Origin of the sequence: Agromyces atrinae (genome assembly GCF_013407835.1) — a bacterium.
Lineage (GTDB): Bacteria > Actinomycetota > Actinomycetes > Actinomycetales > Microbacteriaceae > Agromyces > Agromyces atrinae.
The window spans coordinates 2,688,854-2,707,140 of the sequence record NZ_JACCBI010000001.1; the positions used below are offsets into that span (position 1 = coordinate 2,688,854).

The 18,287-nt window shown below is 69.0% G+C and carries 19 protein-coding genes; 13 read left to right on the plus strand and 6 right to left on the minus strand.

Annotated features, from left to right (window positions below):
- The first annotated feature begins 57 nt into the window (after nt 1-57).
- The gene (locus tag BJ972_RS12605) at nt 58-651 is read left to right on the plus strand and encodes a helix-turn-helix domain-containing protein (protein ID WP_206736455.1); all 594 of its coding nucleotides are present in this window, start codon (nt 58-60) and stop codon (nt 649-651) included.
- On the opposite strand, the gene BJ972_RS12610 is transcribed toward BJ972_RS12605, so the two are convergent.
- On the minus strand, nt 626-1,204 hold the full coding sequence (locus tag BJ972_RS12610) for a hypothetical protein (protein ID WP_129172124.1): 579 nt from the start codon (nt 1,202-1,204) through the stop codon (nt 626-628). The genes BJ972_RS12605 and BJ972_RS12610 overlap by 26 nt on opposite strands.
- Before the next feature lie 106 nt (nt 1,205-1,310).
- On the opposite strand from BJ972_RS12610, the gene BJ972_RS17720 reads away from it, so the two are divergent.
- The 6 genes from BJ972_RS17720 to BJ972_RS12640 all read left to right on the plus strand — a co-directional run bounded on the left by BJ972_RS17720 (nt 1,311) and on the right by BJ972_RS12640 (nt 6,578).
- The gene (locus BJ972_RS17720; protein ID WP_129172123.1) at nt 1,311-1,610 is read left to right on the plus strand and encodes a DUF6412 domain-containing protein; all 300 of its coding nucleotides are present in this window, start codon (nt 1,311-1,313) and stop codon (nt 1,608-1,610) included.
- Nucleotides 1,611-1,685: 75 nt separating this feature from the next.
- Nucleotides 1,686-2,468 (plus strand): YidC/Oxa1 family membrane protein insertase, encoded by a 783-nt coding sequence (locus BJ972_RS12620; RefSeq protein WP_164989843.1) that lies wholly within the window; start codon nt 1,686-1,688, stop codon nt 2,466-2,468.
- 154 nt (nt 2,469-2,622) lie between these two features.
- On the plus strand, nt 2,623-4,482 hold the full coding sequence (gene dnaK, locus BJ972_RS12625; protein ID WP_129172122.1) for a molecular chaperone DnaK: 1,860 nt from the start codon (nt 2,623-2,625) through the stop codon (nt 4,480-4,482).
- A 2-nt stretch (nt 4,483-4,484) separates the two neighbouring features.
- Nucleotides 4,485-5,075, plus strand: a complete 591-nt coding sequence (locus BJ972_RS12630; protein ID WP_129172121.1) for a nucleotide exchange factor GrpE — start codon at nt 4,485-4,487, stop codon at nt 5,073-5,075.
- A gap of 85 nt (nt 5,076-5,160) precedes the next feature.
- Nucleotides 5,161-6,153 carry a DnaJ C-terminal domain-containing protein gene (locus BJ972_RS12635; protein WP_129172120.1) on the plus strand — a complete coding sequence of 331 codons (993 nt, stop codon included), beginning with the start codon at nt 5,161-5,163 and terminating at the stop codon, nt 6,151-6,153.
- 8 nt (nt 6,154-6,161) lie between these two features.
- Complete coding sequence (locus tag BJ972_RS12640; protein ID WP_129172119.1) at nt 6,162-6,578, plus strand: heat shock protein transcriptional repressor HspR; 417 nt, start codon at nt 6,162-6,164, stop codon at nt 6,576-6,578.
- A gap of 129 nt (nt 6,579-6,707) precedes the next feature.
- Here the strand turns inward: BJ972_RS12640 and BJ972_RS12645 are convergent, their stop codons facing one another.
- The 3 genes from BJ972_RS12645 to BJ972_RS12655 are packed head-to-tail and all read right to left on the minus strand — an operon-like array spanning nt 6,708 to nt 9,705.
- The gene (locus tag BJ972_RS12645; RefSeq protein WP_129172118.1) at nt 6,708-7,361 is read right to left on the minus strand and encodes a hypothetical protein; all 654 of its coding nucleotides are present in this window, start codon (nt 7,359-7,361) and stop codon (nt 6,708-6,710) included.
- Nucleotides 7,362-7,396: 35 nt separating this feature from the next.
- On the minus strand, nt 7,397-8,941 hold the full coding sequence (locus BJ972_RS12650; protein WP_129172117.1) for a sensor histidine kinase: 1,545 nt from the start codon (nt 8,939-8,941) through the stop codon (nt 7,397-7,399).
- Complete coding sequence (locus tag BJ972_RS12655; RefSeq protein ID WP_129172628.1) at nt 8,938-9,705, minus strand: response regulator transcription factor; 768 nt, start codon at nt 9,703-9,705, stop codon at nt 8,938-8,940. The genes BJ972_RS12650 and BJ972_RS12655 overlap by 4 nt, the downstream gene beginning before the upstream one ends.
- Nucleotides 9,706-9,932: 227 nt before the next feature.
- Here BJ972_RS12655 and BJ972_RS12660 point away from each other — a divergent pair, with 227 nt between their 5' ends.
- Nucleotides 9,933-10,631, plus strand: a complete 699-nt coding sequence (locus tag BJ972_RS12660; RefSeq protein ID WP_241830667.1) for a GNAT family N-acetyltransferase — start codon at nt 9,933-9,935, stop codon at nt 10,629-10,631.
- On the opposite strand, the gene BJ972_RS12665 is transcribed toward BJ972_RS12660, so the two are convergent.
- Nucleotides 10,567-11,829: a glycosyltransferase 87 family protein gene (locus BJ972_RS12665; protein ID WP_129172115.1), complete on the minus strand. Its 1,263-nt coding sequence runs from the start codon at nt 11,827-11,829 to the stop codon at nt 10,567-10,569. The two genes, BJ972_RS12660 and BJ972_RS12665, sit on opposite strands and share 65 nt — an antisense overlap.
- Nucleotides 11,830-11,899: 70 nt before the next feature.
- Here BJ972_RS12665 and BJ972_RS12670 point away from each other — a divergent pair, with 70 nt between their 5' ends.
- Genes BJ972_RS12670 through BJ972_RS12680 form a run of 3 tightly spaced genes read left to right on the plus strand, consistent with a single transcriptional unit; the run spans nt 11,900 to nt 13,787 of the window.
- A complete protein-coding gene (locus tag BJ972_RS12670; protein WP_129172114.1) occupies nt 11,900-13,036 on the plus strand; it encodes a class I SAM-dependent methyltransferase in 1,137 nt (378 codons plus the stop codon).
- Entirely contained in the window at nt 13,033-13,317 is a 285-nt protein-coding gene (gene clpS, locus BJ972_RS12675; RefSeq protein WP_241830666.1) for an ATP-dependent Clp protease adapter ClpS, read from the plus strand. The genes BJ972_RS12670 and clpS overlap by 4 nt, the downstream gene beginning before the upstream one ends.
- Complete coding sequence (locus BJ972_RS12680; RefSeq protein ID WP_129172113.1) at nt 13,314-13,787, plus strand: DUF2017 family protein; 474 nt, start codon at nt 13,314-13,316, stop codon at nt 13,785-13,787. The genes clpS and BJ972_RS12680 overlap by 4 nt, the downstream gene beginning before the upstream one ends.
- Nucleotides 13,788-13,793: 6 nt before the next feature.
- Here the strand turns inward: BJ972_RS12680 and BJ972_RS12685 are convergent, their stop codons facing one another.
- The gene (locus BJ972_RS12685) at nt 13,794-15,116 is read right to left on the minus strand and encodes a DUF1254 domain-containing protein (RefSeq protein WP_129172112.1); all 1,323 of its coding nucleotides are present in this window, start codon (nt 15,114-15,116) and stop codon (nt 13,794-13,796) included.
- A gap of 73 nt (nt 15,117-15,189) precedes the next feature.
- On the opposite strand from BJ972_RS12685, the gene BJ972_RS12690 reads away from it, so the two are divergent.
- Both BJ972_RS12690 and BJ972_RS12695 read left to right on the plus strand, forming a co-directional pair.
- Nucleotides 15,190-16,302, plus strand: coding sequence for a hypothetical protein (locus BJ972_RS12690; protein ID WP_129172111.1), 1,113 nt, complete (start codon nt 15,190-15,192; stop codon nt 16,300-16,302).
- A gap of 72 nt (nt 16,303-16,374) precedes the next feature.
- Entirely contained in the window at nt 16,375-18,246 is a 1,872-nt protein-coding gene (locus BJ972_RS12695; protein WP_129172110.1) for an alkyl/aryl-sulfatase, read from the plus strand.
- Nucleotides 18,247-18,287 lie beyond the last annotated feature (41 nt).

The following is an 18,287-nucleotide window of genomic DNA, read 5'->3' on the forward strand; positions in this document are numbered from 1 at the left end:
GATGACGTCGGCGAGAGTGATCAGCAAGAAATCATGCCGATCTGGCAAGATGGGGTCATGACGCCCTCACCCGCCGCCCAACTCGGTGCGCGACTCCGCGCCCTGCGACTCAGCCGCGACGTGACGCAGGCGCAGCTCTCGGCCGCGATCGGCATCTCCGAGAGCACGCTCTCGCGGCTCGAGTCGGGCGGGCGGAAGGCGACGCTCGACATGCTGCTGGCGCTCGCCGGGTACTACGAAGTGAGCCTCGACGAGCTCGTGCATGCTCCGGCAACGGCCGATCCGCGCGTCATCCAGCGCCCCTTCACGCAGTCCGGGTCGACGATCGTCCCCCTCGGCAAGCCGCACGGCGGTCTGCAGGCGTTCAAGCAGATCATCACGCGGAGCGACGCGTCGACGTGGACCCAGAAGACCCACGAGGGGTTCGACTGGATCTACGTGCTGAGCGGGCGGCTGCGCCTGCTGCTCGGCGAGCACGACCTCGTGCTCTCACCCGGCGAGGCGGCCGAGTTCGACACGCGTGTTCCCCACGCGTTCGGCAGCGCCGACGGCGAACCGGTCGAGGTGCTGAGCCTCTTCGGCACCCACGGCGAACGCATGCACGTGCGCGCGAGCACGACGCCGCCTACGGGAGCGAACGCACCGAGCTGAAGAACGCCGCGTACGTCGCGAAGTACATCGTGCCGTCGACGTAGGCGATCGAGGGCATGTAGTTCGGGTCGGTGTCGGGCGCCTGCAGCGTTCCCGGGAACGGGTCGTCGGTCTGCGTGTACCCCTCGGCGAGGAGTGCATCGCGCTCGGTGCCCCAACCGGCGCTATCGAGGTCGAGCTGCCCGTACCAGACCGACACGTCGCCGTTCGGACTGTTCCACTGGCAGGCGAAGCCGCCCTCGGTCATGATCCGGTCGAGCGCGGGCCAGTACGACACGACCTCGTCGCCGAGCGTGACGCCGTCGGCCGCGAGTGAGGCGTTCGTCTCGTCATCCAGCACGTTCTCGCACGTCGTCGCCTCGGCGGTCGGCACGGGCGTCTCGGTCGGCGTGGGTTCCGCGGTCTCGGTGGGCGTAGCTGTCGCGGTGGGTGAGGGCGTGCGCGTCGCGGTCGGCGACGGCGCGGGCTCGTCGGCGGGCGTGCACCCCGCGAGGGCGAGGGCGGCGATGGCGGCCACGGCGGCCGCTCGGGCGAGTCTCGTGGAGGTGCTCATGCCTCCACGCTAAGCCCCCGCCCCGCGCTCGAGCGCAACGACATCAACGAGTCACGAACCGCTCGGTCTAAGGTGGGAGGGGATTCCGGAGAGAAGGAGGGTCGGCGTGTTCGCACCACTTGCGCTCGTCACCGGCCTTCTCGGCGCCTCGACCGCGGTCGACGGCGCGAGCGGGATCGTGCTCATCGCCGGTGTCGCCCTCCTCGTCGGAGGCGTCGCGCTCGCCGCGGTGCGCACCATCGCCGTCGCGCAGGCCGCGAACGCCCCGATCTCGGCGCGCGCCGCCGTCGAACGACGCATCGACGCCCCGCCGCGCTCGGTCGTGAGCGACCCCGAAGCGCCCGGCAAGCCGAGATCTCGCGCGCCCGGTTCGGCCCTCGTGGCCACCGTGCGCACCCTCGCCTAGGCGACCTCCTCGTCGCGTGCGCGACGTGTGGCCAGAAGAGAACCCTTCCTCCTCTGACCCACAAGGACGTCTTTCGTGAACCCCTATGAATTCGGGCCCATCGCGGCCCTGCTGGACGGCGCGTACTCGCTCGTCATGGCACTGACCGATCTCATCGAGCCCGTCGCCGGCGGTGCCGCGGCGGCGCTCGCCGTCATCCTTCTCACCCTCGGAGTGCGCGTGCTGCTCGTGCCCGTCGGCATCTCGCAGGCGAAGGCGCAACGCATGCGCAAGCGTCTCGCCCCGAAGCTCGCCGAGTTGCGCCGCCGGTACGAGAAGAAGCCCGAGGTGCTGCAGCGGAAGACGATGGAGCTCTATTCGGAAGAGGGTGCGAATCCCCTCGCGGGCTGCCTGCCGCTTCTCCTCCAGGCACCCGTCATCTCGCTCGTGTACGGCATCTTCCTCCTGCCGACGATCAACGGCCACGCGAACGCGCTGCTCGACTTCAGCCTCGCCGGAGTGCCGCTCGGGTCGTCGTTCGCGCACGGTCTCGTCACGGCGTCGGTGAGCGGGGCGTCGCTCCTCGTCTTCGGGCTCATCATCGTGGGCATCGGCATCATCGCGTGGTTCTCGCGCATGCTCCAGCTCAAGCTGATGGGCGACCCGGCGGTGGCTGCGGCCGACGCGCCGCCCGCCCTCCAACGGATGACGGGGGTGCTGTCATTCGCCCCGTTCATCACCGCGGTCATCGCGGCGTTCGTGCCGCTCGCGGCATCGCTGTACCTCCTGACGACCGTGACGTGGACGCTCGGCGAGCGATGGATCCTCTCTCGCGTCATCCGCGACGAGCCGGTTCGGGCGGTCGAAACTGAGAGTTGAGTGGATGACGCTCAACTTTGGTGATCTGAACTTGACACCATTCCGTCGGCGCGGGAAACTTGATTCGTCAGGACTCAAGTCTTGACATAACGACTTCAGCCGGCACCGATCGGCTGCACCATCGTCAGCCACACCATCAAGGAGAGAACAAGATATGTCCCGTGCAGTAGGAATCGACCTCGGAACCACCAACTCGGTGGTCAGCGTTCTCGAGGGTGGCGAGCCCACCGTCATCGCGAACGCCGAAGGCTTCCGCACGACCCCGTCGGTCGTCGCCTTCACCAAGGACGGCGAGGTGCTCGTCGGCGAGACCGCCAAGCGCCAGGCCGTGACCAACGTCGACCGCACGATCTCGAGCGTCAAGCGCCACATCGGCACCGACTGGACGCAGGAGATCGACGGCAAGAAGTACACGCCGCAGGAGATCTCGGCACGCATCCTCGGCAAGCTCAAGCGCGACGCCGAGCAGTACCTCGGCGACACCGTCACCGACGCCGTCATCACCGTTCCCGCGTACTTCAACGACGCCGAGCGCCAGGCCACGAAGGAAGCCGGCGAGATCGCGGGCCTCAACGTGCTGCGCATCATCAACGAGCCGACTGCCGCCGCTCTCGCGTACGGCCTCGACAAGGGCAAGGAAGACGAGCTCATCCTCGTCTTCGACCTCGGTGGTGGAACGTTCGACGTCTCGCTCCTCGAAGTGGGCAAGGACGACGACTTCTCGACCATCCAGGTGCGCGCCACCTCGGGTGACAACCGCCTCGGTGGTGACGACTGGGACGCCCGTGTCGTCGAGTGGCTCACCAAGCGCTTCAAGGAGTCGACGGGTGTCGACGTCTCGAAGGACAAGATCGCTCAGCAGCGCCTCAAGGAGGCCGCGGAGCAGGCGAAGAAGGAGCTCTCGAGCTCGACCTCGACGTCGATCCAGCTGCCCTACCTCTCGCTCACCGAGAACGGCCCCGCCAACCTCGACGAGACGCTCACGCGCGCCCAGTTCGAGAACATGACGAGCGACCTGCTCGACCGCACGAAGAAGCCCTTCGACGACGTCATGCGTGAGGCCGGCGTGAAGATCGCCGATGTCGCACACGTCGTGCTCGTCGGTGGATCGACCCGTATGCCCGCCGTGGGCGAGCTCATCAAGCGCGAGACCGGTCAGGAGCCGAACAAGGGCGTCAACCCCGATGAGGTCGTCGCCGTCGGCGCCGCACTCCAGGCCGGCGTGCTGCGCGGCGAGCGCAAGGACGTCCTCCTCATCGACGTCACCCCGCTGTCGCTCGGTATCGAGACCAAGGGCGGCATCATGACGAAGCTCATCGAGCGCAACACCGCCATCCCCACGAAGCGCAGCGAGACCTTCACGACCGCCGACGACAACCAGCCGTCGGTCGCCATCCAGGTCTTCCAGGGCGAGCGCGAGTTCACCCGCGACAACAAGCCGCTCGGCACCTTCGAGCTCACCGGAATCGCCCCGGCCCCTCGTGGCATCCCGCAGGTCGAGGTGACCTTCGACATCGACGCCAACGGCATCGTGCACGTGTCCGCGAAGGACAAGGGCACCGGCAAGGAGCAGTCGATGACGATCACCGGCGGCTCGTCGCTTCCGAAGGAAGACATCGAGCGCATGGTGCGCGAGGCCGAGGAGAACGCCGCCGAAGACAAGAAGCGTCGCGAGTCGGCCGAGGTGCGCAACTCCGCCGAGCAGCTCGTCTACTCGATCGAGAAGCTCATCAAGGACAACGACGAGAAGCTCCCCGCTGACGTCAAGTCCGAGGTTCAGGGCGACGTCGACGCGCTCAAGTCGGCCCTCGCGGGTGACGACGACGAGGCCGTGAAGACCGCGTTCGAGAAGCTCTCGCAGTCGCAGGGCAAGCTCGGCGAGGCCATCTACGCCCAGGGCCAGGCGGCCGACGCCGCGGCCGGTGAAGACCAGGCGCCCACGGGCGAGCAGGCCTCCACCGACGAGGACGTCGTCGACGCCGAGGTCATCGACGAGGACGACGAGAAGAAGTAGTCATGACTGACGAGAACCAGAAGCCGGATGACGCCGACGAGGTGACGCCCGAGGCCGAGTCGACCGACTCGCCCCAGGCCGATGCCCCCGAGGAGGCCATCGACGCCGAGGTCATCGATGTCGACGACGAACTCACGGTCGACGACATCCTGAACGCGGCGAACGCCGAGATCGACGATCCGTCGAGCGAGCACCTCGCCGACCTCAAGCGGGTGACCGCCGAGTACGCGAACTACCGCAAGCGCACCGAGGCCAACCGCGAGGTCGAGCGCGAGCGCGCGATCGGCTCAGCCGTCGCCGTGCTCCTGCCGGTGCTCGACGACCTCGACCGTGCTGAGAAGCACGGCGACCTCGTCGCCGAGACGCCCTTCGCGGCCATCGCGGCCAAGCTCCGCGGCTCGATCGCGAAGCTCGGCCTCGAGCCGTTCGGTGCCGTGGGCGAAGCCTTCGATCCGCAGCGACACGAGGCGATCTTCCAGCAGCCCTCGCCCGACGTCGAGGTCGACACCGTCGCTGACGTCGTCGAGACGGGGTACACGCTCGGATCGACCCAGCTGCGCGCGGCGAAGGTCGTCGTCCAGACACCCGCGTAACGCGCACGATGCGGGCCGGATCCTCGAGGGTCCGGCCCGCGTCATCCCCATTCACTTTTCGATGCACCACAGGAGGGAGGCGTCCATGGCCAGCCAGGATTGGTTCGACAAGGACTTCTACAAGGTCCTCGGCGTCTCCAAGGACGTCTCCGAGGCCGAGCTCAAGAAGACGTACCGCAAGCTCGCCCGTAAGTACCACCCCGACTCGAACCCCGGCGATGCGGCGTCCGAGGCGAAGTTCAAGGAGATCAGCGAGGCCCACTCGGTGCTCTCCGACCCCGAGCAGCGCAAGGAGTACGACCAGATCCGCGCGATGGGTTCGGGCGCTCGCTTCACCGCCCCCGGCGGCGGGCAGGGCACCGGCGGCTTCGAGGACGTCTTCGGCGGCATGTTCGGTGGCGGCGGTGCCGGCCAGCGCACGAGCTACCAGCAGGGCGGCGCCGACTACGACGACCTGCTCGGCGGGCTCTTCGGCGGCGGGCGCTTCGGTCAGACGACCGGCGGCTTCCGCGGCTACGGCGGGCCGACCCGCGGCCGCGACGTGACCGCCTCGACGACCCTCGACTTCATCACGGCGACGCAGGGCGACCAGATCACCCTGCAGACCTCCGAGGGCAAGCCGATCACGGTGCGCATCCCCGCGGGCGTCTCCGACGGGCAGAAGATCAAGTTGCGCGGCAAGGGCCAGCCTTCGCCCGACGGCGGCGAGCCCGGCGACATCGTGCTCACTGTCTCGGTGCGGAAGCACCCCGTCTTCGAGCGCGATGGCCTGAACCTGCGCGTCACCGTTCCCGTGACCTTCGCCGAAGCCGCGCTCGGCGCCACGATCGAGGTTCCGACCCTCGGCGGCGCACCGGTCAAACTCCGTGTCGCCCCCGGCACACCGAGCGGCCGCGTGCTGCGCGTCAAGGGTCGCGGCGTCACGACGTCGAAGGGCACGGGCGACCTCCTCGCCGTCGTGCAGATCGCCGTTCCCGCCCACCTCTCGAAGGATGCCCAGGAAGCGCTGGAGGCATTCGCCGCGAAGCTGCCCGACGAGAACCCGCGCAGTGAGCTGCTGCGCGCCGCACGCGACTGAGGCGACCCATGGACGAGAAGAGCCCGATCTTCGTGATCTCCGTCGCCGCCGAGCTCGCGGGCATGCACCCGCAGACCCTGCGGCAGTACGACCGCCTCGGCCTCGTCTCGCCCGACCGCACGGCGGGCAAGTCGCGCCGCTATTCGATGCGCGACGTCGTGCAGCTGCGCGAGATCGCCGTGCTGTCGGCCGAGGGCGTGAGCCTCGAGGGCATCCGCCGCGTACTGCAGCTCGAGAACCGCGTGACGACGCTCGAAGCGCGCGTGCGCGAACTCGAGGGCGCGCTCGCCGACGAGATGCTCAACCGCCCGGGCCGCCGCGTCTTCGCCGCGGGCTCCGAGGGCGAGGTCATCTCGCTCCGCTCGGGCACGCGCGTGCGCCGCGAGACGGCCGTCGTCGTCTGGCGTCCCCTCGACAGCGAGTGACTACTCCGCCCCACCTACCTGAGTGATGCGTGCCGACACTGTTCGCAATTCAGGTTGCGGTGCGGCGTGTCGGGTTCTTGAGTGGCGAGAGAAGGGTGCGACGCGCGCGCCAGCCTGAATTACGAACAATCACCAGGAGTCGGCCGGCGCCTCGATGACGGGCACGGGCGACGTGCTCCAGTGCGTGCCGTTGCCGTAGTGGCTCGACGCCCACGGCGAGGCCCAGATCGCTCGCGCCGTGGCATCCGCCGACGTGCCCGCCTCGAGACCGGCGACGATGTCGGTGTAGAACGAGCGGGCCTTCAGGTTGTCGGCCGCGTACTTCGCCGCCGTGACGAGGCTGTCGTAGCTGCCGAGACCGCTGCCGCCGCCCGATCCGTAGCCGTTGTTGAGCGGGTTGTTGCGGTTCCACCAGTTGTCGGGGCCGTTCTCCTGCCGCATCCAGCGCAGCACGACGTTGACGTTCTCGTCGGTCGTCGGCCAGTCGCCGAAGAACAGCACGAGCCGAGCCCAGTCGTGGTTCGTGCCGCCCGCGATGAGCGTCTCGGGCCCGGTCGACGCCGCGTAGCTGTCGCGCGAGACCGTCGGATCGGTCAGCTCCGACGACACCGAGATCGACTGCAGATCGGTCGTGGGCGCCTCAGCGACCTCGCCGTTCGCGTACGTCGACAGGGGCGGAAGCACGGGCGCGACCGTGAGGCTGCCGACGAGGGCAGCCACGGCGAGGGCGACGAGGGCGCGAGCCGGTCGTCGCCGCGGTGTGGTGGAGGGTGCGTTCCGCATGCGGCAGAGAGGCTAACACCGCTGCCTGGGTTCCGTCAGTGCGTCTTCTGCGACGACTGCACGGGAGGCACGGGTGCGCCGCGCGGCTCGGCGACGGATGACGGTGCGGCGAGTTCGTTCGGCAGCTCGATGCGGAACACCGTGCGACCCGGCCGCGAGTCGACCGAGATCCGGCCCTCGTGGGCTTCGACGATCGAGGCGGCGATCGCGAGGCCGAGGCCCGTGCTGCCCGAGTGGCGTGAGCGCGAGGCATCCCCCCGCGCGAAGCGCTCGAAGAGTTCGGGCACGAGTTCGGGGTCGATCCCGGGCCCGTCGTCGATGACCTCGAGCACCGTCGTGCCGCGGCCCGGCGTGAGCCGGGCGGTCACCGACGAGCCGCTCGGGGTGTGCACGCGCGCGTTCGCGAGCAGGTTCGCGACGAGCTGGTGCAGTCGCTCGCGGTCGCCGACGATCGGGCGGCAGTCGTCGGGCACGTCGGCGAGCCACGTGTGGGTGCCGTCGGCGGCTCGCGCATCGCTCACGGCGTTGATGACGAGTTCGCACAGGTCGACGTCGTCGATGTGCAGGTCCTGGCCCTCGTCGAGGCGCGCGAGCAGCAGCAGGTCGTCGACGAGCGAGCTCATGCGGCGCGCCTCCGACTCGATGCGCGCGAGCGAGTGCTCGGTCATGTCGGGCAGCTGCGCGGCCTCCTGCCGCGTCAGCTCGGCGTACCCCTGGATCGAGGCGAGGGGCGTGCGCAGCTCGTGGCTCGCATCGGTGACGAAGCGGCGCATGCGCTTGTCGCTCGCGGCGCGCACGGCGAGCGCGCGGTCGACGTGGTGCAGCAGGTGGTTGAGCGCTTCGCCCACCTGGCCGACCTCGGTGCGCGGGTCGGTGTCGGCGGGGTCGACGCGGTCGGTGATGACGACCTCGCCGCGCTCGAGCGGCAGCTTCGCGACGTCGGCGGCGACGACGGCGACGCGCGAGAGCGGGCGCAGGGCGAGCCGGACGACGAGGATGACTCCCGCGACGGTGATCGCGAGGGCGAGCACCGAGAGGATCGAGATGAGCACGGTCTCGTCGAAGACGGCCTGACGCACGGTCGCGAGCGAGACACCGGCGATGAGCACCTGCCCCGACTCGTTGATCGTCGTCTGCACCCGGTACGGGCCGAGGTCGGGCAGTTCGACGGTGGTGCGGCCGGAGATCGCAGGCCCCGAGTCGAGCACGGTGGTCTCGAGCTGGGTGACGACCTCGCCGCGGAGCGGTGAGGCGCCGCCATCGGTGAAGCGCGCGGAGTCGACGATCTCGCAATCCTGCATGAGCGCGATGATCGTGTTCGGGGCGTGCCCGATGAAGTCGGCGAGCTCCTTCTTCGGGTACTTCGCGTTCGGGTCGGGAACGATGGGCATGTACTTCTCGACCGAGTAGTCGAGTGCGTTCATCGAGCCCGTCAGTTGCGTGTCGACGACCTTCGTCAGGCTCGCGCCGAGGGTGACGACCGAGATGGCGCCGACGGCGACGAGCACCGCGGCGACGAGAGTCGTCGTGCCGACGACGATGCGACGGCGCAGCGTCCAGGGAGCGCGCGTGCCCGTCATCCGTCGCTCGATCGCAGCAGGTAGCCGACGCCGCGCACCGTGTGGATCATCGGGGGCCGGTCGGCGTCGATCTTCTTCCGCAGGTACGAGACGTAGAGGTCGACGATGCTCGCCTTGCCGGCGAAGTCGTAGTTCCACACCCGATCGAGGATCTGAGCGCGCGTGAGCACGCGGCGGGGGTTCCGCATGAAGTGGCGCAGCAGCTCGAACTCGGTCGAGGTGAGGTTGATGACCTCGCCGCCGCGCTGCACCTCGTAGCTCGACTCGTCGAGCCACAGGTCGCCGACGACGAGCCTCTCGTCGCTCTCCTCCGCGGTGTTGGCGAGGCGTCGCAAGAGGCCGCGGAGGCGGGCGACGAGCTCTTCGAGGTTGAACGGCTTCGTCATGTAGTCGTCGCCGCCGGCCGTGAGGCCGATGATGCGGTCGTCGACCGAGTCGCGGGCGGTGAGGAAGAGCACGGGCGTGCCGTCGTCGTACTGGCGCAGCGTGCGCAGCACGCTCAGGCCGTCGGTGTCGGGCAGCATGACGTCGAGCACGACGACGTCGGGGCGGTCGGCACGGTACCGCTCGATCGCCTCACGGCCGGTCGCGGCGGTGTCGACGAGCCAGCCCTCGTAGCCGAGTGCGAGGCTCACGAGGTTCGTGAGAGCCGGTTCGTCGTCGACGAGGAGGACCTTGACGGGCGAGCCGTCGGGCCGGTGAATGCGGGGTAGTTTGGCGAGGACCGCCCGTCGCCGGCCGGAGTCCGCGACCAGATCGGGAATGTCCACTGGGGTATTATCCCGGTCACACCCCTATTCCGTATAGCTCAGAGCCACTCTCATAAGAGACTCACATGTTCTCTTATCCCACACATGTGGGGTGTGCGTATGGTCTCCTTCATGAACGGGAACCACGCCGTACCGCTCATTGATGCATCGGTCGGGGGACGAGGCGCGGTGAGCCGACGATGACCACGACTTCGGCACGACTCGGAACACGATCGCACATCGTGGCTCCGTCTTCTGAGAGCATCAGCGACGCTCTGCGCACGGCCCTGCGCTCCGCCGTGACGCTCGGCGGCCGCTTCCGCCGACCGCGGTTCCTCCGCGGGCCCCGCATCGAACGCGCCGTCGTGGCTCGCGTCATCACGACCGACCGCCTCGTGCTGCGACCCCACCGTCGCGCCGACGCCGCCGCCTGGTTCGCCCTGCAGTCCGACCGCGCCGTGACGCAGTACCTCGACTGGCCCGAGCGCACCAAGGCTCAGTCGCGCCGTCACCTCCGAGACCGCACGCGCCACACGCGTCTGCTGCAGACCAACGACTTCCTCGCCCTCGCGGTCGAGTACCAGGGCCGCCTCATCGGCGACGTCTCGCTCCACCTGCGTGATGTCGCGAGCGACGAGCGCTCGGCCGAGATCGGCTGGGTCGTGAGCCCGGATGTCGCGGGCAGGGGTCTCGCGACGGAAGCGGCGAACGCCCTGCTCGATGTCGCCTTCGATCAGCTCGGCGCCCGCTGGGTCAGCGCCGTCATGGATGTGCGGAACGACCGTTCGATCGCCCTCGCGCGACGCCTCGGCTTCCTGCCCGTCGGGCACCTCAAGGGCGACCTCGTCATGAAGCTCGCTGCGCCGACCGTCGAGGTCAGCGAGCCCGAGGTGACGGCTCCGGTGCACGAGTCGCGCGCGGCGCTCCGCCGCGCGGCCTGACCTCGGCCGCGACCCGGGCGAACGCGATCCGGGCGAGCGCGAGCACCGACCATGCGAAGAGCGCCACGAGCATGGCGTTCCGCGCGAGCAGCACGACGGCGGGGACCGGCTCGAGGTCGACGAGCGGCAGGTAGAGGATCGGGAACACGATCGTCGTGAGCAGCTCGGCCACCGCGAGAGCGATCGCGACGCGCATCCACCGATCCCGCGCGACGAGCAGCCCGCCGACGACGACCGGCGCGAGCCACAAGAGGTACTGCGGCGATCCCACCTTGTTGAAGACGATGAGCGCGCCGACGAGGGCGAACGCTCCGAGGGCGACGAGATGCGCGCGCTCGGTCTCCGAGGCGACACGGCGCCGGGCGAGCACGAGCAGCACGGCGACGATCACGAACGCGACGACGAGCGCGGGCGTCGACGCGGCGACGGCGAGATGCGCGCCCGGACCGACGACCTCACGCGTCGCGAGCGCCTCGTTCTGATAGACCGACGCACCGGGAACCCCGAGGATCGCCATCCACAGCCACGGCGTCGCGATGGGTGCCTCGACCTGCAGTGCTCGGTCGCCCTGGATGGTGAGGAACGTCGCGATCTGGCGGAGCCCGCCGAGCGACGCCGCGACGGCGAGGATGACGACCGTGACGGCCGCGCCCGCGGCGAGCACCGATCGGGCGCGCGCGAGCACGACGAGGGCTGCCGCGATGACGGCCGCGGGCCACACCTTGATCCATGTGGCGACCGCGAGCAGCACTCCCGCGACGGCGGGCTTCCGCATCAGGAGCGCGAAGGCCGCGACGACGAGCGGGCCCGTGACGCCTTCGAGCCGCAGCAGTGAGACCGGTGCGAGGAGGAACACTGTCGCGAGCCAGAACCACGCCGCGGGGTACGCGGACCGTCGCCGACCGCCCTCGGTCAGCACCCAAAGGGCCGCGCCGTTCGCTGCCGTGAGCATCGCGAGCCACACCGCTTGATAGAGGTACGGGCCGAGGAGGGCGGGCACGACGATCGGCAAGAGCGCGAGAAGCGGGTACACCCACGGGGCGTCGAGCCCGATCCACACGTCGTGTTCGAGCGCGCGCATCGCCCACTCGCGGTAGAGAGGAAGGTCGCCTTCCACCCCGCCCGCGAGGATGAGCGGAAGCAGAGCGATCGCGTAGACCGCATGCAGCCCGATGAACCCCCACACGAGTGCGCGCATCCGGTCACCGTAGGGCCGGCGGGTGACGCGGGCGTGAACGCCCGGCGACCGATCCGCCTAGCATCGACACATGCCCCTCGACTTCGACAGCCTGCGCCGGTGGCCCGACGTCGAGGCGCCCGACCTCCTCGCGAGCGATGCCGCCGACCGCCTCATCCTCGACGAATCGGCGCCGTTCCGAGCCGGGCTCGGTGACGGAGCGCTCGCGATCATCGGCGATTCGTACGGCGCGCTGACGCTGGGGGCGGCGGATGACGGTGCGACCGGCATCCGCGTGCACCAGGACGCGCTCTCGGGCGAGGGCGCCCTCGACGCCAACGCGTACGCCGCCGACCTCGACGACCGGTATCGATCGTTCGACCTCGTGCCCGAGCTCGTCGCGGGGGCCGAGGTCGTCCTCGTGCGGTTGCCGCGCTCGCTCGACGCGCTCGCCGACATCGCCGATCTCATCGCGCGGCACGCGGCACCCGGTGTCGTCGTGATCGCGGGCGGTCGCCTCAAGCACATGACGATCGCCATGAACGAGGTGCTCGAGCGCTCGTTCGGTCGACTCGACGTCTCGCTCGCACGGCAGAAGTCGCGCGTGCTCATTGCCCGGGAGCCGCGTGAACTCGACCCCTACGAGCGTGTGCGAACGGCGCACCATGACTCTCCGCTCGGCCCCGTCGAGGTGTGCGCCGTCGGTGGGGTCTTCGCGGGCGATTCGATCGACATCGGCACGCGCTTCCTCCTCGAGAACCTGCCGACGACGATCCCGGGCGACCGGGCGGTCGACTTCGCGTGCGGTACGGGAGTGATCGGTGCGGCGCTCGCCCTGCGGCATCCATCTCTCGTCGTCGTCGCGAGCGACCAGTCGGCCGCCGCCGTCGTGTCGGCTCGCGCGACCGTCGCGGCCAACGGCCTCGAGGGGCGGATGACGGTCGAGCGCGACGACGGGCTCTCTCTCCTTGCCGACGCGAGCGAGTCGTTCATCGTGCTCAACCCGCCCTTCCACGTGGGCGCCGCGGTGACCGGTGAGATCGCTCCGAAGCTCTTCGCCGAGGCCGGGCGCGTGCTCGCTCCCGGCGGTCAGCTGTGGGCCGTGTGGAACACGCCGATGGGGTATCGCGCCGCACTCAACGACCTCGTCGGTCCTACCCGGCAAGTCGCTCGGAACACGAAGTTCACCGTGACCGTGTCGGAGAGGCGTGAGAGGCTTGAGGTGTGACCCAGACGCTCGAATCAGTCGAGACCGCGCAGGCGGCCTCGCTCGCGACGCCCTGGATCACGATCGTGTGGGACGACCCGGTCAACCTCATGACCTACGTCACCCACGTCTTCCGCACGTACTTCGGGTTCTCGAAGCCCGAGGCCGAGCGCCTCATGATGCAGGTGCACACCGAGGGGCGCGCCGTCGTTGCGACGGGCAACCGCGAACAGATGGAGCTCCACGTCGAGGCGATGCACGGCTACGGCCTGCAGGCGTCGCTCGCGAAGGCCGATTCATGATCGTCGCCGAGAACGACGGTGGGGTGCGGCTGACGGTCGAACCCGTCGAGGCGATGATGCTCGCGACACTCGCCGAACAGGTCGACACGGTTCTCATCACCGACGGCGACCCCGCGCTCGACCGGCTGCTGCCCGACGCCTACCGCGACGACGTCTCGGCGTCACGCGAGTTCTCGCGGTACACACGCGAGGGCATCGTCGAGTCGAAGCGACGTGCGGCACGGGCCGTGCGCGACGCCTCGTCGATCGACGACGAGCAGGACGACCCCCTCACGATCGACCTCGTCGGCGACGACGCGTGGGTGTGGCTGCGCTTCCTCACCGACCTCCGCCTCATCCTCGCCGAGCGTCTCGAGTTCGACGAGTCGGGCAACTCGCAGGCCGACGACCCCGAAGATGCCCTCCTCGGCGCCTACGAGTGGGCCGGCTTCATCCAGGGATCGATGCTCGAGGTGCTCGAAGCCGTCTGAGCAGGTTCAGGCCTTCTCGATCGACGGCAGTCGGTACGTTCCGTCGAGCACGGACTCGCGCGGCGAGTAGAGGCGGATCATCGGCCGGAACGGCGCGGCGGGCGCCGGCAGCCAGTTCGCGCGAGCATCGGCGTCGGTCGGCTCGTCGTGCGACAGGGTGAGTGTGATCGAGCCGTCGGCCGCGCGAACGATTCCCGGCGTGCGGTCGCCGACCGAGTAGCGGCCGATCGGGTTCGCGACGAGGTAGTAGTCGGGCAGGTCGTACATCGTGATCGACCAGAAGGCGTCGACGGGCGGAGGGGTGTCGAAGCGGATCGTGTAGGCCTTCGTGCCGTCGAGCGCGTCGCCGTCGGCGTCGAGGAAGGTCTGCGCGTAGGTCGCCTCGTAGCCGTGGTTGCCCCAGAGACCCACCTTCGCGGCGAAGGCCCGAGTCAGGAATCGCCGGGTCGGGTCGGTGATCGTCCACTCGGGGGAGTCGATCGTGCCGACGCCGAAGAAGTCGACGTTGTAGTCGAACGCGTGCGGCAGGCTCGACCAGCTCTCGCCCGGCGCGCCCGCTCGGCTCGCCGCGGCGATGAGGGCTTCGCCCCCGGCGGTTCCGGCGACGAGGCGCTCGCGGAGGTCGGAGGATGCCTCGACGAACGGTGACTCCGCGTCGGTGAGGCCGAGTTCGGCGAAGCGCGCGGCGTACTGGACGTCGCGTTCCGCGGGCGGATAGGCGAGGGAGAACGCGCGGGCCTTCTCCCAGAAGGCGAGGTCGGCGTCGACGGCGGCCGGCTCCACGACGCCGCGCGGCGGAACGAGCGAGCGCAGCACGGGCGTCACGGTGAGCTGCTCCTGCAGCGCGCGAACGGCCGGGATGTCGTCGGTGCCGTCGCACGCGAAGCGACCGACGATCGACACGATCGTCGTCGGTGCTTCGATGCGGCGCGGGCCGCCGTCATCCGTCTCTCCGCCCGCTCCGGGAGGCACGATGAGGAAGTCCCCGCCCTGGTTGCCCGTCGCGCGGGTGCCGACGTAGGCGAAGTTGTTGGTCCATGCGTCGACGAACTGCAGGACGAAGTACCGGTCTCCCGTGGGCGGGACCGAGAGCAGGAGCGGCCCGTTCGAGAGGTCGAGCTGCGCGATCGAGTAGATCGTGTCGTTGTTGACCGAGACGAACTTCTCGTTGTCGGTCGAGAGGCGGTCGCCGTGCGCGAACGTGTTGAACGGTGCTGCGGCGAGGGCGCCGAAACCGACGGTGACCGAGCGCTCGACCTCTCCCAGATCGAACACGAGCGGGAAGTAGTAGACGTAGGCCTCTGCGGCGAGGTCGTGTTCCACGGTCATCGTTCTGCCTTCCGATAGAGTTCGGGCACCGGGCTCACCTGCGACCCCGGGCAGTTCCTACGGAGGAGCGTACATGTCACTGTCGGCCACCCTCTCGCGCTTCCGTCAACGCCTCGATTCGAGTGCGACATCGGTCGAGAACGTTGCACTCTACGTGGGCACGGGGGCGTTCATCGTCGTCGGGGTCATCGCTCTCTTCTACGTCGGCTTCACAGACATGCCCATCGCGGGCCCCGGCTCGCTCGGTCAGTTCGTCGCCTATGCGAGCGCGGCGGCCGCCGTCGTCGCGTTCGTCTTCGGGCGGCAGTTCTCGCTGAAGGATGACTTCATCCCCGGCATCCGGGGAGCGAAGCGGCACTGGGCGCTCCGTCTGCTCGACCTCGCCGCCGTCGCCTTCGCGCACGCCATCATCTGCCTGCTGCTGTGGGTCGTCGTCGCCGATGCGCTCGAGCGGGCCTTCCAGGGAGCGGTCGTCTACGCGCTCCCCGCGATCGTGCTCGCGGGCGTCGCCGCCGCACTGTCGGCGTACTTCGTCTTCCTCTCGTCGGTGAACCTCAACCCGCTCATGCTCTCGGCCGTGCTCGCGGTCTTCCTCGTCGTCGGCGCCTTCGCGAGCATGCTCACGGCGCAGGACCCGTTCTGGTGGAAGGAGAACCTCTCCGCCCTCGGCATCACGAACGACCTCTCGGCGTTCGCGTTCAACATCACGCTCATCGTCGGCGGCGCCATCGTCACGACGATCGCGCGCTACGCCACGGCCGACCTCGAGCGAGTCGATCGTGCGGAGGTGCGCGGCATCCGACTGGTGCGGATCGCCCTTGTCATCATCGGCATCTGCCTCGCGTGCGTCGGCATCTTCCCCGTGAGCGAGTTCTTCCTCATCCACAACACGGTGGCGACGGGGATGGCGGTCGTGTTCGCCGCGCTCGTCATCGCGCTGCCGTGGATCCTGCCCTCCGTTCCGCGCCCGTTCGTGATCCTCGGCTGGGCCTTCATGGTCACGATCGCCGTGCTCGGCGTCTTCTTCGCCGTCGGCTATTACAACCTGACTGCGGTCGAACTCGTCGCGGCCGTGCTCATCTTCAGCTGGATCATCGTCTTCATCCGCACGTCGAGCGCGATGGCCTCCGACAACCCGAAGACGGATGCCGACCGCGCATCGCTTCATGAGAGCGCGATCTCGTAATCCTTGCCAGCGCCGCCGCCGAGGGCCATAGTCGTTCGTAGCGAACGACACATGCACTCAGACGGGGGCGTCATGAACAGCACATCGGCATCGCATTCGGTCGAGAAGGCGCACGAAGCGCTCCTCGACTCCCTCCCCTTCGACGACGACGGCGATGTCGCCGCCGCGGATCGCGGCTTCCTCGGGGCTCTCGTGCCCGGGGTCGTGCGCGCGGCCGACGGCCGCGTCGTCTGGGACAACGACAGCTACGGCTTCCTCGATGCGCCCGCGCCGACGACCGTGCATCCGAGTCTCTGGCGGCAGTCTCAGCTCGTCGCTCGGCAGGGGCTCTACGAGGTCGTCGAGGGCATCTATCAGGTGCGTGGTCTCGACCTCTCGAACATCACCTTCGTCGAGGGCGATTCGGGTGTCATCGTCATCGACCCCCTGATCTCGACCGAGACGGCGGCCGCTGCCTTGGCGCTCTACCGGGAGCATCGCGGCGATCGCGCGGTCGTCGCCGTCATCTACACCCACAGCCACATCGATCACTTCGGCGGGGTGTTCGGGGTGACGACCCAGGCCGATGTCGACGCCGGTCGCGTGCTCATCGTCGCGCCCGAGGGATTCGTCGAGCACGCCGTCGCCGAGAACGTCTACGCCGGCACCGCGATGGCCCGACGTGCGGGGTACATGTACGGTGCGGCACTCGAGAGAGGACCACGCGGCGCGGTGGGCGCCGGGCTCGGGCAGACGACGTCCACGGGCGAAGTGGGACTCATCGTCCCGACCCTCGACATCACGACGACGGGCGAACGCCACACGATCGACGGAGTCGAGATCGAGTTCCAGATGGCGCCCGGAACCGAGGCGCCCGCCGAGATGCACTTCTACTTCCCGCGGTATCGCGCCCTCTGCATGGCCGAGAACGCGACTCACACACTCCACAACCTGCTCACGCTGCGCGGCGCGCTCGTGCGCGATCCGCACATCTGGTCGACGTACCTGACGGAGGCGATCGAGACCTTCGCCGGTCGCACCGACACGGTGTTCGCGTCGCACCATTGGCCGACGTGGGGCGCCGACGACATCGTGCGCTTCCTCTCGACGCAGCGAGACCTCTACGCCTACCTCCACGATCAGACTCTCCGCTATCTCAACCGCGGGTACACGGGCGCCGAGATCGCCGAACTCATCGAACTGCCTCCCGCGATCGAGAATGCGTGGAACGCTCGCGGCTACTACGGCTCGATCAGTCACAACGTCAAGGCCATCTATCAGCGCTACATGGGCTGGTTCGACGGCAACCCGGCACGACTCTGGCCGCATCCGCCTGAAGCGCTCGCGACGCGCTACGTCGACGCCATCGGCGGCATCGACCGCGTCGTCGAGATCGCCCGCGCCGCGGTCGAGAGCGGTGACTTCCGCTGGGCCGCGACCTTGCTCGACCACGCGGTCTTCGCGGGCTTCGACAGCGACGAGGTGCGGCACCTCTACGCGGAGGCCCTCGAGCAGCTCGCGTACGGCGCCGAGAACGGCACGTGGCGCAACTTCTTCCTGTCGGGTGCGACCGAACTCCGCGGCGAGAATTTCGGAACGCCGACGTCGACCTCCGCTCCCACGATCCTCGCTCAGCTGACCGCCGATCAGCTGTGGGATTCGCTCGCGATCTCGGTGAACGGACCCGCGGCCTGGCATCTCGACCTCGCGCTCGACGTCTCGTTCACCGACCTCGACGTGAACTACCGCGTGACCCTGAAGAACGGCGTGCTCATCGCGATCGAGAAGCCCGCGAGTGACGGCGCCGAGGCGACGGTGCGCACGACCAAGGGGCGTCTGCTCGCGCTGCTGGGCGGCGACGTGACATCCCCGGGTGTCGACATCACCGGCGACGCGACCGTGCTGCCGACCCTGTTCGGCGTGCTCGAGCCCGGCGACCCCTCGTTCGCGATCATGACGCCCTGACCCGCCGACAGTCACTCGAGCCAGCTGAAGGAGGGGACCTG

Coding starts and splice junctions, on each gene's coding strand:
- BJ972_RS12635 (WP_129172120.1), top strand. CDS start 5,161: ATGGCCAGCCAGGATTGGTTCGACAAGGACTTCTACAAGGTCCTCGGC.
- BJ972_RS12665 (WP_129172115.1), bottom strand. CDS start 11,829: ATGCGCGCACTCGTGTGGGGGTTCATCGGGCTGCATGCGGTCTACGCG.
- BJ972_RS12640 (WP_129172119.1), top strand. CDS start 6,162: ATGGACGAGAAGAGCCCGATCTTCGTGATCTCCGTCGCCGCCGAGCTC.
- BJ972_RS12645 (WP_129172118.1), bottom strand. CDS start 7,361: ATGCGGAACGCACCCTCCACCACACCGCGGCGACGACCGGCTCGCGCC.
- BJ972_RS12650 (WP_129172117.1), bottom strand. CDS start 8,941: ATGACGGGCACGCGCGCTCCCTGGACGCTGCGCCGTCGCATCGTCGTC.
- BJ972_RS12670 (WP_129172114.1), top strand. CDS start 11,900: ATGCCCCTCGACTTCGACAGCCTGCGCCGGTGGCCCGACGTCGAGGCG.
- BJ972_RS12690 (WP_129172111.1), top strand. CDS start 15,190: ATGTCACTGTCGGCCACCCTCTCGCGCTTCCGTCAACGCCTCGATTCG.
- BJ972_RS12630 (WP_129172121.1), top strand. CDS start 4,485: ATGACTGACGAGAACCAGAAGCCGGATGACGCCGACGAGGTGACGCCC.
- BJ972_RS12610 (WP_129172124.1), bottom strand. CDS start 1,204: ATGAGCACCTCCACGAGACTCGCCCGAGCGGCCGCCGTGGCCGCCATC.
- BJ972_RS12685 (WP_129172112.1), bottom strand. CDS start 15,116: ATGACCGTGGAACACGACCTCGCCGCAGAGGCCTACGTCTACTACTTC.
- BJ972_RS12680 (WP_129172113.1), top strand. CDS start 13,314: ATGATCGTCGCCGAGAACGACGGTGGGGTGCGGCTGACGGTCGAACCC.
- BJ972_RS12605 (WP_206736455.1), top strand. CDS start 58: ATGACGCCCTCACCCGCCGCCCAACTCGGTGCGCGACTCCGCGCCCTG.
- BJ972_RS12695 (WP_129172110.1), top strand. CDS start 16,375: ATGAACAGCACATCGGCATCGCATTCGGTCGAGAAGGCGCACGAAGCG.
- dnaK (WP_129172122.1), top strand. CDS start 2,623: ATGTCCCGTGCAGTAGGAATCGACCTCGGAACCACCAACTCGGTGGTC.